Raw genomic sequence first — 13741 nt, forward strand, 5'->3', positions numbered from 1 at the left:
GTCGAGGGGTTCGGCATGCCGCCTCGTAGGCTGTCCCCATGACCGATCTACCCGCCCGGCGTCTGCTGCTGGTGCACGCGCACCCCGACGACGAGTCGATCAACAACGGCGCCACCATGGCCAAGTACGCGGCCGAGGGCGCCCGGGTCACCCTGGTGACCTGCACTCTTGGTGAGGAGGGCGAGGTCATCGTGCCCGCCCTCGCTCACTTGGCGGCCGATCGCGACGACCGCCTCGGCGCCCACCGCATCGGTGAACTCACCGCCGCGATGAAGGAACTGGGCGTCACCGACCACCGCTTCCTCGGCGGCCCCGGCAGGTTCCGGGACTCCGGGATGATGGGCCTGGAGCAGAACCGGCGGGAGGGCTCCTTCTGGAGCGCGGACGTGGACGAGGCCGCCGCGCACCTCGTGGAGGTGATCCGGGAGGTGCGTCCGCAGGTGCTGGTGACGTACGACCCGCACGGCGGCTACGGCCATCCCGACCACATCCAGGCCCACCGGGTCGCGATGCGCGCCGCCGCCCTCGCGGCCGACGCCGATTTTCGGCCTAATTTGCGAGGCCCGCACACCGGCTCCCCGGATGCCGGAGCGCCGTACAGCGGAGCCCCGCACGCCATCAGCAAGATCTACTGGAACCGCGTGCCGCGCTCGGTCGCCGAGGAGGGCTTCGCCCGGCTGCGCGAGGCCGACGCCGGCTTCCCCGGTGTCGCCGAGATCGCCGACATCCCGGGCGTGGTCGACGACGCGGAGATCACGGCCGCGATCGAGGGTGAGCCGTACTCCGCGCGGAAGGCGGCCGCGATGCGCGCACACGCCACCCAAATCGCCGTGGACGGGCCCTTCTTCGCCCTCTCCAACGACCTGGGACAGCCGATCTTCTCCGCCGAGTACTACGAGCTGGTACAGGGTGTGTCCGGAGCGCCCGCCGGTGAACGTGAGAGCGACCTCTTCGCCGGGGTGGACACCGGCGCGGATGCGGGCGCGGATACCGGAGCGAACGCATGAGCGCGCAGCATCAGCCCGGCGGATGGCTCGCAACCCCGCCCAGACCCGGGCGAATCGGCGCGTATCTCGCGCTGGCGGTCCTCGGGGCCCTGGTCGGTGTCGCGGGCTCGCTCCTCCAAGGCGCCTGGTTCCCAGGCGGTTTGCTGCTCGCGCTGCTCGCCACGGGCTGCCTCTTCTACGGAGGTCTGCGCGCCACCGGTACCCAGTTCGGCGTGGGCGCACCCGCCGCCGGCTGGCTGGCCGCGGCCATCCTGCTGAGTATGGGCCGCCCGGAGGGTGACGCGGCGTTCTCGGCGGGTATCGGGCCGCTGGTCTACCTGTTGGGCGGCATGGTGGTGGCTGTGATGTGTGCCACCATGTCGCGATTGCCGCAACCGGGTGGGCGGTCCGGCCGACTTGAGAAGTGAGGCCTGCCCGACTGCCGCTGAAGCGCCCGGCTGCTGCTGAATTGACAAGGTATCGACCCTGTCCGGACGGCTTGCGGGCCTGTCGCTGCCCACGGGCGTCGGACGACTGTCGGCGGAGGCCAGTATGGTGGTGCGCGCTCCGGGCCTTCCCCTCGCCTCCGGCGCAGGGGAACTGAACAGCCGAGTACGAGTACACGTAAGAACGGGCGGCGGAGCCAACCGGGAGAGCCTGCTTTGAGTCGTGAAACTGACAGTTCGTCCTCCGGGCCCCAGGGGCGCGGCGGAGCCGCGTACCCCTCGGGAACACCGCCGTACGGATCACGCCAGTATCCGTCGCTGCATCCCCAGCAGGACGCTCCGGAGGAGACCGGAACCGAGCCCGACCCGCGGCCGGACGAGCCCAGAACCGAGACCACGCTGACCACGCGTATCCGGATCAACATCCCGGGCTCGCGGCCGATCCCGCCTGTCGTGATGCGGACGCCGATGAGCGATGTGGAAACCGGTGAGATCCGGGACACCCATTCGGCCGAACGTACGGCGAGCATTCCCCGCCCCGACGCCGGGCCGGACGTCACCGACGCCCGGCAGGCCGAGGCCGCGGAGGAGAAGCCGCCCGCGGACAAGCCCACGAGCGACTGGTTCGCGCCACGCAAGTCGTCACCGTCGGGCTCGGGTGCCGGTACGGCCCCGGGTGCCGGTACGAGTTCGGGCATGAGCGCCGGCATGGGCGCGGGAGCGGCCGCCGTCTCGGGCGCCGTCACGCCGCCCCCGGCCGCCCCGGGTGACCGACGCTCCGAATCGCCGTACTACTCGGGCCGCTCCGACGGGCCGGGTTCGCAGGGATCTGGTTCGCAGGGACCGGGGTCGCAGGGACCGGGTTCGCAGTCGCCCACCGGTGGTGGCTCGCTCAGCGACCTCGCGGCCGGTCCGGGGGCGGACAGTTCCACCACCGGGTCGCACCGCTTCCCGTCCGGTCCCGGAGGCGGTCCCGGAGCCGGTCCCGGAGCGGACAGTTCCACCACCGGGTCGCACCGCTTCCCGTCCGGCCCCACCACCCCGCCGCTCGGCATGCGTACCCCCGGTGCGTCCGGCCCCGGCGGTCCGACCACGGGACCGGTCTACGGCGGCTCGCCCCTGGGCACCCCGCCCGGGTCCCTGAGCACCTCCGGTGCCACGGACTCGCCGTCAGCGGCCGGCCAGAGCGGTGTCCCCCGGCTGTCCGACGACACCGCCGTACTGACCCCGCAGCAGCCCGCGCCCGAGCCGGGCCGCGGCGGCCATGTCTCCGGTGACACGCTGACCAGCGGAATCCCCGTGGTGCCGGCGGAACAGCGCACGTCCTTCCCCGGATCGGGACCGATGGCCGATCCGCTGTCCCGGCCCGGCGGACCGGGACCGGACGACGACTTCTCGGCACCGGACTTCCCCGGACCCGTCGGCTCCGGCCAGGGCGCCCCGCCGTCCCGGCCCACGCCTCCCGCCGGTACGAAGCCTTCCACGCCGTCCGCGCCCGCCAAGAAGGGCCGTTCGAAGCTGATGCTTCTGGGCGTCGCCCTCTTCGTGATCGCCGGTGGCGTCTACGGCGCCGGCCTGCTCATGAACCACTCCGACGTACCCAAGGGCACCACCGTCCTCGGCGTCGACATCGGCGGTGGCACCCGGGACGCGGCCGTCATCAAGCTCGACTCCACCCTCGGCAAGCGCGCCGACGTGCCGCTGCGGCTCGCCGTCGACGGCAAGACGCAGACACTCGCCCCGGACAAGGCCGGACTCAGCCTGGACAGCCAGGCGACCGTCCGTGGCGCGGCCGGTAGTGACTACAACCCCGTCTCCGTGATCGGTTCGCTCTTCGGCGGCCCGCGGGTCGCCGAGCCGGTGATCCCCGTGGACGAGGAGAAGCTGGCCGCCGCGCTGACCGACCTGGCGGGCACCTCGGGCTCGGCCTCCGAAGGCACGATCAAGTTCGAACCGGGCCGGGCCGTCGCCGTACCCGGAAAATCGGGCAAGGCGCTGGACGTCAACCACTCGATCATCTCCGTACGGGACGCCTACCGCGCCCAGGTCCAGACGGGGAAGACGAAGAACATCGAACTGCCCGCCGTCACCCGCGAGCCGACGATAAGCCAGGCGGAGCTGGACCGGGCGATGAACGATTTCGCCAAGCCCGCGATGTCCGACCTGGTCACGATCAAGGCCGGGGCCAAGCAGATCCAGTTCGGGCCCGCGAAGTCGTTGCCCAAGATCCTCTCCATGAAGCCCGTGGACGGGAAGCTCGTCGAGGTCTACAACCGGAACGCCATCGACCAGCTGCTGGACGGCGTCTTCGACGGCATCACGGTCACCAGGGGCAACGGCAAGCAGTACCCCATCTCCTCCGCCGATGTGGCGCAGGCCATGCAGACGGCGCTGCGCGGTAAGACCCCGGAAGAGCGCACCCAGGAGATCAGCCTCGACCCGAGTTAGCCGAGCGACCGTAGCCCCCGCCCACGGACAGCACCACATCCGGGCGGGGGCTCCGTCATGTCTCCCGGAAACTCGTCATGACCCGAGCGGCGCCGTCATGTCCCAGGCGGCGCCGTCATCTCCCCGGCGGCTCCGTCATATCCCCGGCATGACGGATGTCATCCCGGGCCCACGACCCGCGACACTGCCGCCGCGAACGGCTCCCGGGCACGCTGGACACATGACGACGACAGCCCCCACCACCACCGTGGTGAGCTTCGAGAATGTGCACAAGACCTACGGAGACGTCCACGCCGTGGACGGTCTCTCGCTGGCCCTCCACCCCGGCGAGACCGTGGCGCTCCTCGGCCCCAACGGCGCCGGCAAGTCCTCCACCCTCGATCTGCTGCTGGGTCTCAGGAACGCGGACTCCGGCAGCGTCACCGTCTTCGGTACGACCCCACAGGAGGCCATAGCCGCCGGCCGCGTCGGCGCGATGCTCCAGAGCGGCGGGCTGATGGAGGAGGTCAAGGTCCGCGAGCTGGTCGCACTCGCCTGCGCGCTGCACCCGAAGCCGCACCCCGTCGCCGAGGTCCTCGCCATGGCCGGGATCACCCAGATCGCGGACCGTAAGGTCGACAAGCTCTCCGGCGGCCAGGAGCAGCGTGTCCGCTTCGCGCTCGCCACGGCCGGAGCCAGCGACCTGATCGTCCTCGACGAACCGACCACCGGCATGGACGTCACCGCCCGGCAGGCGTTCTGGGCCACCATGCGCGAACAGTCGCGGCAGGGCCGTACGGTCCTGTTCGCCACCCACTACCTCGAAGAGGCCGACGCGATCGCGGACCGGGTCCTGGTCCTGCACCGGGGACGGCTGCTGGCCGACGGCACCGCCGCCGAGATCAAGGCCAGGGCCGGAGCGCGCCGTATCTCCTTCGACCTGGACTTCGGTCCCGACTCCGGCCGGGACGGCGCCCAGGCCGACGAGACGGCTCTGCGCGGGCTGCCGTTCCTGAGTTCCATGACCGTCTCCGGCACCACCGTCCGTATGCAGTCGTACAACGCCGACGCGACCGTGCACGCGCTCTACGGACTCGGCCTCTACCCGCGCAATCTCGAAGTCGCCGGACTCGGCCTGGAGCAGGCCTTCGTCGCCATCACCGAGGCCGAGGAGGCCAGGACAGCGTGAACACCCTGATCAGGCTCGAAATCACCCGCACCCTGCGGAACAAGAAGTTCATGTTCTTCTCGGTGATCTACCCGTCGGTGCTCTTCCTGGTGATCGCCGGGCCCCAGGACAACGGCAGGGTTCCCGGTACGGACCTGAGCCTCGGCGCCTTCTACATGGTCGCGATGGCCTCCTTCGGGGCGCTCACCGCCGTACTCATGGGCAACAGCGAGAAGATCGCCAAGGAGCGCGAGAAGGGCTGGGTCCGCCAGCTGCGGCTCACCGCACTGCCCGGACGCGGCTACGTACTGGCCAAGATCGCGAGCGCGGCCGTGGTCACGCTGCCGTCGATCGTCATCGTCTTCCTCGTCGCCGGCGCCTCCAAGGGCGTACGTCTGGAGACCTGGCAGTGGCTCGCGCTCACCGGCGTGATCTGGGCCGGCAGCCTGTGCTTCGCCGCGCTCGGTGTGGCACTCGGCTACCTCGTGTCCGGCGACGCGGTCCGGCCGGTCACGATGATCACGTACTTCGGTCTCTCCATCCTCGGCGGGCTGTGGCTGCCCACCACCGCGTACCCGCAGTGGCTCCAGAACATCTCGGAATGGCTGCCCACCCACGCCTACGCGGGCCTCGGCCAGGCCGTCGAACTGGGCGGAGCACCGCACCTGAAGGACGTGGCCATCCTCTTCGGTTACTTCCTGATCTTCGCGGGCGGTGCCGCATGGCTGTACCGGAAGGACACACTGAAGGCGTGAGCGACACGACCTTCACCTCGCTGGGGCAGACACCCACCTCCCTGGGGCAGACACCGGACAACCGCCGCCACATCCTCTTCAAGCTGATGTGGGTCGGTATCTGGCTGGCCTTCATGGGCGCTCCGGTGAGCGACACCCTCGACGGCCGGCACACGGCATGGGCGGCCGCGCTCGGCGCGCTCGGACTCCTCGTCTTCGTGGCCGCCTATCTGATCGTGATCTTCCGGCACACCAAGCGGGTGGCCCGGCGTACGGTCCACGCCACGGTGCTGCTCATGTTCGCCGCGGCGGTCGCGCTCACCCTGACCATGGGCACCCCGTGGCTGGTGCTCTTCGTCTACGTCTCGGTGGCCTGCGGGGCGGCACTGCCGCCATCGGCGGCTCGCCCGGCGATCCTCGCTGTCACCGGCGCGATGTTCCTGGCCGGCCTGCACAAGGAGGACGCGGGGGACTTCCTCACCGCCCTGGTGATCCCCGCCCTGGTCGGCGGGTTCGCCATGTCGGGCGTACGGCAACTGGTCCGTACGACGGTCGAGTTGCGCGAGGCACGGGCCACGGTCGCCGAACTCGCCGCCAACGAGGAGCGGCTGCGTCTCGCCCGCGACCTGCACGACCTTCTCGGCCACTCCCTGTCCCTGATCACCCTCAAGAGCGAACTGGCCGGACGCATGCTCCCCGGGCAGCCCGACCGGGCGGCCGAGCAGGTGGCCGACATCGAACGGGTCAGCCGCCAGGCGCTCACGGACGTACGGGAAGCCGTCACGGGCTACCGCAGACCCACGCTGCCGGGCGAACTGGCCGGGGCGCGTACGGCACTCGCGGTGGCCGGCATCATCGCCGAGGTACCGGCGGACGTCCCGGACGGGCTCCCCAGCGGGGAGCTGACCGAGGAGAGCGAGGCGGCGCTCGCCTGGTCGCTGCGGGAGGCGACCACCAACGTCGTACGGCACAGCGGCGCCCGGCGCTGCGTCGTCGCGCTCACCCCGCGCCAGACCCTGGAGGGGCCGGTGCTCGAACTCACCGTCGAGGACGACGGCTCCGGCGCGACCGGCGCGAACGGCGCGAACGGTGTTCCGTACGGCAACGGCCTGACCGGCCTGGCCGAACGTCTCGCCACCGTCGGCGGCACCCTGGAGACCGGCAGATCCCGCAGCGGCTTCGCCGTCACGGTCAGGGCACCCCTGGGCGCCCAGGGTGGTGCGGAGCAGGGCCTAGGATCCGGTTCATGAGCCGCATGATCAAGCTCCTCCTCGCCGAGGACCAGTCGATGGTCAGGGAAGCCCTGGCGGCGCTGCTCGGTCTCGAACCGGACATCGAGGTCGTCGCCCAGGTCGCCCGGGGGGACGAGGTCCTGGCCGCCGCACGCGCCCACGACGTGGACGTGGCCCTTCTCGACATCGAGATGCCGGGAATGACGGGCATCGAAGCAGCTGCCGAACTGCGCGACGCCCTGCCCGACGTCAAGGTGGTCGTGCTCACCACCTTCGGCCGGCCCGGCTATCTCCGCCGCGCGATGGAATCGGGCGCGGACGCCTTCCTGGTCAAGGACGCCCCGGCGGCCCAACTGGCCGAGGCGGTACGGAAGGTACTCGACGGCGAACGCGTCATCGACCCGATACTGGCGGCAGCCGCGCTCGCCAACGGCGCCAACCCGCTGACCGACCGGGAACGCGAGATCCTGCGTGCGGCGGCGGACGGCTCGACCAACGCGGAACTGGCCAGTGCGCTGCACCTGTCCCAGGGCACAGTCCGCAACTACCTGTCGACGGCGATCCAGAAACTGACGGCCCGAAATCGGGCGGAGGCGGTCCTGATGGCACGGGAGAAGGGCTGGCTGTAGCCCCCGCGACATCAGCCCCCACTCGCCCCCACCGGACTGGGGGCGGCGCCCCACCCCACCCCAACCTCACCAGGGGCGGCCGTACAGAACCAAGAGCCGGCCCGCGGACAGGCGACCGGCGGGAGGGGGACGGGGCGCAGGAGGTGACGTGTCCGGACGTAAAGCGTGATTTGTGGCGTACGACAACCCGCACCCGAAAACGAAGCCGCACACGCCGTAAATCATGCAGTCCGGACATGCGCCTCCGGAGCCACCGGCCCCCGCACCGACCACAACCCGCACCGCACCCGTACCCCCGCCGGACGGCGCACCGCACGCGGTCAGTTCAGCCGAGCCCGAGCCGCCCGAGCCCGCCTCCGTACCGCTTCCGCCATCGACGGATCGACCGCCTCCACCACCTCCGCGTACTCCTCCAGCTCCGTCGCCCCGTGCAGGAACTCCCCGCGCCGCACGAGCAGTTCGGCCCGCTCGTACCGCAGCCTCGCCGGATGTGACGGCAGCAGCAGCGACAACTCGACCGCCCACAGCGCCACATCGCTGCGCTCCGGCCGGGTCTCGGCCCACGCGCGGATGTTGTTCAGGACGCGCAGGACGGTGTCGAGCGGGTCGGCGGGTGCGAGCATCGCGGGTTCCAGGTTCGCGCCCGTAGTGCCGCTCACGAGCAGTTCCGCGTCCGCGCCTGTCAGGAGGCGACCGCCGGCGAAGGGGTCGACCAGGACCCGTTCACCGGATCCCGCACCGGTTCCCGCACCCGACCCCGCAACGGTTCCCGACCCCCCGCCGGATTCCGCCCCCGAACCCCCACCGGTTCCTGACCCCCCACCGGCCCCCACACCGAAGCCGACCACGAAGTGGCCCGGCAGCGCCACGCCGTACACCGGCGCCCCCGCGCGCCGGGCGACCTCGATCCAGACGACCGAGAGCAGGATGGGCAGTCCGCGTCTGCGCCGCAGCACCGCGGGCAGCAGTGAGGACTCCAGCCGCTGGTAGTCGGCGGCGGAGCCGTGGAAGCCGCAGCGGGTGCCCAGCAGGTCCGCGACCGCCGCCGCCCAGGCCGCCGGGCCCGTGATGCCGAAGGGCAGGAGCCCGGCCAGCCGGTCCAGTTCGGCCTGGGCCGCGTCGAGACCGGAGTCGCCCGAGGCAGGGTCGGCCTCCGCGGCCACGAGCAGGCAGAGCGTCGCGAGGTCCGGCCGTTCCGCGCGGGCCTCCTCGGCGAATCGCCGGCGGTGGTCGGTGGGTTCCGGTTGCATATGCGCCTCGTACCCGTTCAGGGAGATCGGAAGTGGTGGTACCGGTGGTGGACGGCGAAGCCCATGCCGTCGTACAGCGCACGCGCCCCGTCGTTGTCCGTCTCGACCTGGAGCCAGGCGGCGGACGCGCCTTCCTCCAGTGCGCGGCGGGCGAGCGCGGTCATCACGGCCGTGGCCAGCCCCTGGCGCCGGTGCGCGGGGTCGACCTCCACCGCCATGAACCCGGCCCAGCGTCCGTCGACCACACACCGGCCGATCGCCGCCGGGACGTCACCTTCGCCGGTCACACCCGACAGGCCCGGCACCCCGGGCACGGTGGCGAACCACACAGAAGGGCCGCTGTTCAGTACGTGGAGCACATGGGGCCCCGGCGTACCGGACCGCTGGTACCGCCGCAGCCAGGCGTCGTCACAGGTGCGGTCGAGCCGCACCCGGGAGATGTCCGCGTCGAGGTCCCCGAGCGGCGCGAGCGCGCCGATCCGTAGTTCCGCCGTCACCTCGGAGCGCCAGCCGCGCCGCTCCAGCTCCGCGCACAGGTGCTCCTGGGTGCCCTCCGCGCCGGTCGCGGCCTGGATGTACGCGGGCAGCCCCCGCTCCTGGTACCACCGGCGTACGCGCTCCAGCGCCTGGTCCAGGTCCAGGCCGGGGTCGCCGAGGGGCAGTACGGAATTGGCCCGCCGCGTGAAGCCCGTCCGCGTGAAGCCCGTCCGCGTGGAGCCTGCTCTCTCCCCGCCGGAGCCCGGAACCTGCGCCCCGCCAGAGCCCGGAGGCTCCGCCGCCGCCCGCAGCAGCCAGCCGCCGAGCGGCTCGCTCTCCACCGGCTGCCAGGCGCGGGCGCAGACCGTGGCCAGTTCCTCGAAGCTCGCGGCGGGCCCCCGGCGCCGGGCGGGCGCGGCCGGTACGACCTTGCCCGCCACCAGCGCGGACTCGGGGATATGTACGCTCTCCCCGGTGCGGCGTGTGATGACCAGCACACCGTCGTCCCAGGATGTGAGAACGCCTACCGTGTCGGTGAACTTCTCCGTTCCCGCGCCCCCGCCGGTCAACTGTCTGACTGATACACGTTTGCCCACGTCAGACGGTGTGATCCGGACCTCAAGCCGTCCGCCCGCAGTGAATTCCACAGCTCTGTCCGCCCCTCCTGTTCGGATCGCGCTCAAGAACGGAGATACTAGATGTGGGCATCGACGACGCCGCGCTCCCGCGCGCCTGTGGACGGAGCCGCAGATCGGCCCGCCGCGCCCTACCGAGGAGGAACGACAGCGTGACCTACGTCATCGCGCAGCCTTGTGTCGACGTCAAGGACAAGGCGTGCATCGAGGAGTGCCCGGTCGATTGCATCTACGAGGGCTCCAGGTCCTTGTACATCCACCCGGACGAATGCGTCGACTGTGGAGCCTGTGAGCCGGTGTGCCCGGTCGAGGCGATCTTCTACGAGGACGACACCCCGGAGGAGTGGAAGGACTACTACAAGGCGAATGTCGAGTTCTTCGATGAACTCGGCTCGCCCGGTGGAGCTTCCAAGCTCGGCTTGATCGAGCGCGACCACCCCTTCATCGCCGCGTTGCCGCCGCAGAACGGCTGACAGCGCGCCCCCGGTCCCGTACGGCTTCGTGCTGTACGGGACCGTGGTGTTTCGTCCGTGCGGCTCCCCGTCGTGCGGGCGGGAATCCGTACGAGAAAGTACGAGAAAGAGTGAGCACCGTGTCCCCAGTCTCTTCGCGCCTTCCCGTCTTTCCCTGGGACAGGCTGGAGCCGTACAAAGCGACGGCCGGGGCCCATCCGGACGGGATCGTGGACCTGTCCGTCGGTACCCCCGTCGACCCGGTCCCCGACCTGATCCAGCGAGCTCTGGTCGCGGCGGCGGATTCACCCGGGTATCCGACGGTGTGGGGGACGGTCGCGCTGCGTGACGCGCTGACCGGCTGGGTGGAGCGACGGCTCGGCGCGCGCGGGGTGACGCACGCGAACGTGCTGCCGGTGGTCGGCTCCAAGGAGCTGGTGGCCTGGCTGCCGACGCAGCTGGGTCTCGGCGCGGGTGACCGGGTCGCGTATCCGCGGCTCGCGTACCCGACGTACGAGGTGGGGGCGCGGCTCTGCGGCGCCGAGCCCGTCGCGTACGACGACCCGACGGATCTGGACCCCGCGGGCCTGAAGCTCCTGTGGCTCAATTCGCCGTCCAACCCGACCGGACAGGTGCTGGCCGAGGACGAGCTGGTCCGGATCGTGGCCTGGGCCCGTGAGCACGGCGTGCTGGTGTTCAGCGACGAGTGCTACCTGGAGCTCGGCTGGGAGGCCGAGCCGGTGTCCGTGCTGCATCCGGACGTCTGCGGCGGTACGTACGAGGGCCTCGTCGCCGTCCACTCGTTGTCCAAGCGCTCCAACCTCGCCGGATACCGCGCGGCCTTCCTGGCGGGCGACGCGGCTGTCCTGGGTGAGCTGCTCCAGATCCGTAAGCACGGCGGGATGATGACCCCCGCGCCGGTGCAGGCGGCGACGGTCGCGGCGCTCGGGGACGACGCGCATGTACGGGAGCAGCGGGAGCGGTACGCGGCCCGCCGCCGCTCGTTGCGCACGGCGCTGGAGGCGCACGGTTTCCGTATCGACCACAGCGAGGCGAGCCTCTACCTGTGGTCGACGCGCGACGAGCCGTGCTGGGACACCGTCGCTCACCTCGCCGAGCTGGGCATTCTGGTCGCGCCCGGTGACTTCTACGGCCCGGCGGGGGAGCGGCATGTGCGGGTGGCGCTGACGGCGACCGACGAGCGGATCGAGGCGGCGGTCAAGCGGCTGGTCTGACGCCTTCCGCTCGCAGCTGTACGTGGAGGGGCCCGGGGAGTCGCGTACTCCCCGGGCCCCTCCACGTACAACCGATCCGTGGGCGGGTCAGCCGAGCGACAGGCCCTTCGTCGGCAGCCCGCCGAGCAGACCGGTCGGCGTGGCGCCCGTGGTGGACTTGGCGGCGCCACCCAGCGCCTCACCGGCGCCGCCGGCGGTCTCACCGGCCACCTTCTGTACGGCGGGGGTCGCCGTCTTGGCGGTCTTGCCGACGGTCTTGCCCACGGCGGGGACGCCCTGCTTGACGGCCTTGCCGCCGGTGTCGCCGGCGGCCTTGGTCACCGTCTGCGCGCCGCTGTCGACGGTGTTGCCCAGGGAGGCGCCGTCGAGGGAGGTGACCGCGCCCAGGTCGGGGGTCTGCGGCAGTGCCGCCGCGCTCGCGGAGCCGGCCGCACCGACCACGGGTGCTGCGCCTGCCGCGACGAGCAGCGCGGCACGGGCGATCCGGCGGGTCAGGGGGAGGGACATGATGCTCCTTCGAGAGGGAGAGAACAGTGCGTGTCCGTCGATCGGACGCAGTGACAACCCCTCGGAGGGCGGTGAAGGTTGCGGTGGACGAAGGTAAAGAGTTGGCAATGCGTCGCATTATCGGGTACGGATAAAAACGGTCAAAGGATGGTGTTCGGGAAGGGGTGACGAATCGTCACTTCGCAGGTCACGCAGGGGATGCGGCCGATGGGGCGCGTGCTGCTGATTCATCCGGACAAAGGGCGTCGGCGGGGGACGGGGCTCGTCCGTCCGGGCGATCGGTCGTACTACCGCGCGGTGCGAATTCGAACTTCTTGCGAGGCGGATTTCCGGTCGGCCGCCGAACCGTCGGCTGTCCGCCAGCCCCGGTGCGCCTCTTTCGCGCTCCACACCCGGCCCGCGTAGGCGACTTCGTCGATGCGCAGGGCGGTGGACTGCGCCACGGCCCACTGGGCCACTTCCCAGCCGCGCTGCGAGGCCGGGCTGCCGCTGTCCGAGCCGCCGCTGTCCGGGCCTCCGCTGCCCAAGTCGCCGTTGCCGGAGTTGCCGCCGCCCGCGTCGCGGCGCTCGCCGCCGCCCGATGCCGGATCCGCGGCCTGTGCCGAAGCCGAAGCCGAGGCGGCCCGTACGGGCACGGACACCACGGCGGTCCCGCCCGAGGGCCGCGCCCGCTCGGCAGGGTCTTCCGCGGGCAGTACGTTGACCCCGAACGCCCTGATCAGCGCCGTCCGCACCTTCGCCGGGTCCCCGGGCGCGTCGCTGTCCCCGGGCGCGTTACAGGTCAGTGAGGCGGCCGACCGGCCGGTCAGCGCCGCCGCCAGCAGCGTGGCGTCCGGCTCGTGCTTCGCGTACGCCTGCGGGAAACCGCTGCGCTGCACGCGCTGCGCCGCCTCCGTGAGCGGCAGTCGCGAATACCCCGGAACCTTGGCGAGATGGGCGTAGAACTCCCCGGCCGAGTAGACCGGATCCTTGATCTGCGCCGCGGTGCCCCACCCCTTCGAGGGGCGCTGCTGGAAGAGCCCGAGCGAATCCCGGTCGCCATGGCTCAGGTTGCGCAGCGCGGACTCCTGAAGGGCGGTCGCCAGCGCGATCGTGATCGCGCGTTCGGGCATCCCGCGGGTCGTGCCGACCGCCGAGATCGTCGCGGCGTTCGCGGCCTGGTCCGGGGTCATCTCGTACGACGGGCTGTCACCACCCGGAGCGTCCGCGGCGCTCACCACACACCGTGGCGTGCCCACGACAGCGGTCAGGTACTGCACCACCACGTACCCGGCCACGGCCAGCAGTACGGCGAGGGCGACCCCGATACGCAGGAGGCGGCGGTGGCGGGAGCGGGCGGCGATCTCGGGCACGGGGGCCACGCTACTGGAGTCGGGGAGCCCCCAAGTCCGAGTTCTGGACATGTGTACAAGGCACGTGCATGAGTGCTGAGAGCGGCCGTGTCCGCCCGTGAACGAAGGGGCAATCCGGGGAGGAGCGGAGGAGCCCCCAGGGGCGAGCGGAGGAGCCCCCAGGGGAGCGGAGAGAGCGCTCGGGACGAGCACTCGGGAGGGGGCATTAGGG

13 protein-coding genes are annotated in these 13741 nt (G+C 71.4%); 9 read left to right on the plus strand and 4 right to left on the minus strand.

The window, feature by feature from the left end:
- Positions 1–38: 38 nt before the first annotated feature.
- From mshB to ACIQD6_RS03060, 7 genes are all read left to right on the plus strand, one after another.
- A complete protein-coding gene (gene mshB / locus ACIQD6_RS03030; RefSeq protein ID WP_401877378.1) occupies positions 39–1007 on the plus strand; it encodes an N-acetyl-1-D-myo-inositol-2-amino-2-deoxy-alpha-D-glucopyranoside deacetylase in 969 nt (322 codons plus the stop codon).
- Positions 1004–1414 carry a DUF6113 family protein gene (locus ACIQD6_RS03035; RefSeq protein WP_401877380.1) on the plus strand — a complete coding sequence of 137 codons (411 nt, stop codon included), beginning with the start codon at positions 1004–1006 and terminating at the stop codon, positions 1412–1414. The genes mshB and ACIQD6_RS03035 overlap by 4 nt, the downstream gene beginning before the upstream one ends.
- 234 nt (positions 1415–1648) lie before the next feature.
- Positions 1649–3880: a hypothetical protein gene (locus tag ACIQD6_RS03040; RefSeq protein WP_401877381.1), complete on the plus strand. Its 2232-nt coding sequence runs from the start codon at positions 1649–1651 to the stop codon at positions 3878–3880.
- Between the two features lie 220 nt (positions 3881–4100).
- Positions 4101–5048: an ABC transporter ATP-binding protein gene (locus tag ACIQD6_RS03045; RefSeq protein ID WP_401877383.1), complete on the plus strand. Its 948-nt coding sequence runs from the start codon at positions 4101–4103 to the stop codon at positions 5046–5048.
- Complete coding sequence (locus ACIQD6_RS03050) at positions 5045–5782, plus strand: ABC transporter permease (RefSeq protein ID WP_401877384.1); 738 nt, start codon at positions 5045–5047, stop codon at positions 5780–5782. The genes ACIQD6_RS03045 and ACIQD6_RS03050 overlap by 4 nt, the downstream gene beginning before the upstream one ends.
- 86 nt (positions 5783–5868) lie before the next feature.
- Positions 5869–7011: a sensor histidine kinase gene (locus tag ACIQD6_RS03055; protein WP_401878094.1), complete on the plus strand. Its 1143-nt coding sequence runs from the start codon at positions 5869–5871 to the stop codon at positions 7009–7011.
- Positions 7008–7622: a response regulator gene (locus ACIQD6_RS03060; protein ID WP_401877386.1), complete on the plus strand. Its 615-nt coding sequence runs from the start codon at positions 7008–7010 to the stop codon at positions 7620–7622. Before ACIQD6_RS03055 ends, ACIQD6_RS03060 begins: the two co-directional genes overlap by 4 nt.
- 320 nt (positions 7623–7942) lie before the next feature.
- On the opposite strand, the gene ACIQD6_RS03065 is transcribed toward ACIQD6_RS03060, so the two are convergent.
- The gene (locus ACIQD6_RS03065) at positions 7943–8872 is read right to left on the minus strand and encodes a tetratricopeptide repeat protein (protein ID WP_401877388.1); all 930 of its coding nucleotides are present in this window, start codon (positions 8870–8872) and stop codon (positions 7943–7945) included.
- Positions 8873–8889: 17 nt separating this feature from the next.
- Positions 8890–9996, minus strand: coding sequence for a GNAT family N-acetyltransferase (locus ACIQD6_RS03070; RefSeq protein WP_401877390.1), 1107 nt, complete (start codon positions 9994–9996; stop codon positions 8890–8892).
- Between the two features lie 140 nt (positions 9997–10136).
- Here ACIQD6_RS03070 and fdxA point away from each other — a divergent pair, with 140 nt between their 5' ends.
- Entirely contained in the window at positions 10137–10457 is a 321-nt protein-coding gene (gene fdxA / locus ACIQD6_RS03075; RefSeq protein ID WP_003985062.1) for a ferredoxin, read from the plus strand.
- Positions 10458–10576: 119 nt separating this feature from the next.
- A complete protein-coding gene (locus tag ACIQD6_RS03080) occupies positions 10577–11671 on the plus strand; it encodes a bifunctional succinyldiaminopimelate transaminase/glutamate-prephenate aminotransferase (RefSeq protein WP_401877392.1) in 1095 nt (364 codons plus the stop codon).
- Positions 11672–11758: 87 nt separating this feature from the next.
- Here the strand turns inward: ACIQD6_RS03080 and ACIQD6_RS03085 are convergent, their stop codons facing one another.
- A complete protein-coding gene (locus ACIQD6_RS03085) occupies positions 11759–12178 on the minus strand; it encodes an ATP-binding protein (protein WP_401877393.1) in 420 nt (139 codons plus the stop codon).
- A 287-nt stretch (positions 12179–12465) separates the two neighbouring features.
- Entirely contained in the window at positions 12466–13530 is a 1065-nt protein-coding gene (locus tag ACIQD6_RS03090) for a hypothetical protein (RefSeq protein WP_401877395.1), read from the minus strand.
- Positions 13531–13741 lie beyond the last annotated feature (211 nt).

It is taken from the genome of Streptomyces sp. NPDC088400 (assembly GCF_044753355.1).
Lineage (GTDB): Bacteria > Actinomycetota > Actinomycetes > Streptomycetales > Streptomycetaceae > Streptomyces.